The organism is Bradyrhizobium sp. (assembly GCF_017881085.1).
Classification (GTDB): domain Bacteria; phylum Pseudomonadota; class Alphaproteobacteria; order Rhizobiales; family Xanthobacteraceae; genus Bradyrhizobium.
Genome location: NZ_JADGRI010000489.1, coordinates 1 through 2,620 on the forward strand (window position 1 = coordinate 1; position 2,620 = coordinate 2,620).

Annotated in this window: 3 protein-coding genes; 2 read left to right on the top strand and 1 reads right to left on the bottom strand. The window is 63.9% G+C overall.

The annotated features are described in order from the left end of the window. Window positions 1–715, top strand: a 715-nt coding sequence (gene dctP / locus QZ213_RS27050; RefSeq protein ID WP_291689109.1) for a TRAP transporter substrate-binding protein DctP, incomplete at its 5' end; no start/stop codon positions are given. An 11-nt stretch (window positions 716–726) separates the two neighbouring features. After that, on the top strand, window positions 727–1,974 hold the full coding sequence (locus tag QZ213_RS27055) for a CoA transferase (protein ID WP_291689110.1): 1,248 nt from the start codon (window positions 727–729) through the stop codon (window positions 1,972–1,974). A 12-nt stretch (window positions 1,975–1,986) separates the two neighbouring features. Here the strand turns inward: QZ213_RS27055 and QZ213_RS27060 are convergent. Further along, on the bottom strand, window positions 1,987–2,620 hold a 634-nt coding region (locus QZ213_RS27060; protein ID WP_291689111.1), incomplete at its 5' end, for a CoA ester lyase.

Here is a 2,620-nt window from a genome sequence, read left to right on the forward strand (position 1 = left end):
CGAACTTCCCGGCATCTTCGAGACCGAGTGCCAGGGATCGCTCGCCTTCTACAAGATCTCGCACAATGGCGGCATCCTGGAGACCAGGGAATTCGCGCCCAACGGCCTGCGGCCATTGGTGACGATCGCGCTGCCCGCCTATCAGATCCAGCTCGCCAATAGCCGTGTCGTCAAGACCGCGAAGGATCTGGAGGGCCTGAAGATCCGCACCACCGGCGGCGCGATGGACCTGATGATGCGCTCGATCAATGGCGTGCCGGTCCGCATGGCCGCGCCCGAGATCTATGAATCGCTCACCCGCGGCACGCTCGACGGCCTGATCTTCTCCTATCAGAGCTCGGTGTCCTACGACTTCGGCAAGATCCTCAAATCCGGCACCGAGGGTCTGAACTTCGGAACCGCGATCTTCACCTATTCGATAGGCGAAGCGAAATTCAAATCCCTGCCGGAGAACGTCCGCAAGGTCCTGGTCGAAGCGGGCGAACAAACCACGCGCGAAGGCTGCAAGCGCTTCGAGGATGGCGAGAAGGCCGCGACCGAGAAGATCAAGTCGCAGGGCATGAAGGTCATCGAGTTCGGCCCCGAGGACAAGCAGGTGTTCGCCACGGCTTTCAAGAACGTGGCGGAGGAGTGGGTAAAGGACGTCGACAAACGTGGCAAACCCGGCACCGACGTCTTCAAGGCCTTCACCGAGGCTTTGGCGGCGAGCCGTTGAGCGGACGCGCTGTGAAACAGGCTGGCGCTGACGCCCCGGCGGGACCTCTCGCCGGCGTCAGAATCATCGACCTGACCAGCGTCATGATGGGTCCCTACGCCACCATGATTTTGGGCGACTACGGCGCCGATGTCATCAAGGTGGAGAGTCCGGAAGGCGACGTGATGCGCCATGCCTCGCCGATGCGCCACGCGCAGATGGGGGCGATGTATCTTCAGGGCAACCGCAACAAGCGCTCCATCGTGCTCGACCTGAAAAAAGCCGGCGGCCACGAGGCGCTGCTGCGGCTGGCGTCGACTGCCGACGTGTTCGTTCATAACGTGCGACCGGCCGCGATGCGCCGGCTACAGCTCGGCGCAGACGATTTGCTCGCCCTCAACCCGCGGCTGGTCTATGCCAGCCTGCATGGCTTTGGCGAGCAAGGCCCCTACGCCGGTCGGCCCGCCTACGACGATTTGATCCAGGGCATGACGGCGTTGCCGGCGCTCACCGGAAAGATCACCGGCGAGCCGCGCTTCTCGCCCGCGACGATGGCCGATCGCATCGTCGGGCTCAACGCCACGCATGCGATTCTGGCCGCGCTGCTGCACCGCGACCGCACCGGCGAAGGACAATCGATCGAGATCCCGATGTTCGAAACCATGGCGCAATTCGTGCTGGGCGATCATATGTCCGGACGCAGCTTCGAGCCGCCGATCGGACCGCCGGGTTATTCACGGCTGCTGTCGCCGGATCGCCGGCCCTACCAGACCAGCGACGGCTACATCTGCGCGCTGGTCTATAACGACAAACAATGGAGCGCCTTCTTCCGCGCGATCGGCCAGGACAACGACGGCGATCGCGATCCGCGGCTCAACAGCATCACCTCACGGACGAACAATTACGATTTCGTCTATGGCTGGTTTTCCGGCGTCATGAAGACCCGCACCAGCGCCGAATGGATGCGCCTGTTCGAGGAGGCCGATATTCCGCACGCGCCGCTGCACGACCTCGACAGCCTGATCGACGACCCGCATCTCGCCGCGGTCGGTCTGCTGCAATCCATCGACCATCCGACCGAAGGCCCGCTCCGTGTGGCAGGGCCCGCCGCGACCTGGAGCAGGACGCCGCCGTCAATCCGGCAATACCCGCCCCGCTTGGGCGAACATAGCAGCGCGATCCTTCGCGAAGCCGGCTTTTCCGACAGCGAGATCGAGACGCTGATCGCCGAAGGCGCGATGGTCGAGGCCGATCCCGTGGAACCGCCGCCGACGGCGTAGTCCGGAGAGTCTTCAGCTTTGCCGTTTGGCTTGTGCGAGAATTTTCACGGCGGCGCGAAGGTGCGGCCTGTCGAGCATCTTGCCGTCCAGCTTGACGACACCGGTATCCGGATTGTCGTCGAAAGCCTTTACCACCTTCTGCGACCATGCGATCTCCTCATCGGTCGGCATGAAGGCCGCATTGACCACGTCGACATGCTTGGGATGAATGACGGCCTTGGACAGAAACCCGTCATGCCGCGCGGCGATCGCCTCTTCCCTCAGCGCGACCAGATCGTCGATGTCGGTGGCGATGGTATCGATCGCGACGACCCCGGCCGCCGCCGCGCTGATCAGGCAGAGATCGCGCGCCAGCAAAAACGGACCGTGAAAGCGGCCTGCGGTCCGGTTGCGCGAGGCGCCAAGCGAAGCCGCGAGATCCTCGGCACCCCACATCATGCCCCAGAGGCGTGGGCTCGCACCCTCGAAATCGAACAGCTTTGTAACCGCCCGCGCCGTCTCCGTCGCAACGACGACGATCCGCGTGCTGCCCTGTTCGAGGCTGGATGCAGCCTCGAACGCATCGAGGTACAGGGCCAGGTGATTGACGTCGGCAGCGCCGGCGCATTTCGGCAACACGATGCCGTCGGGGCAGCCCGGCATGACA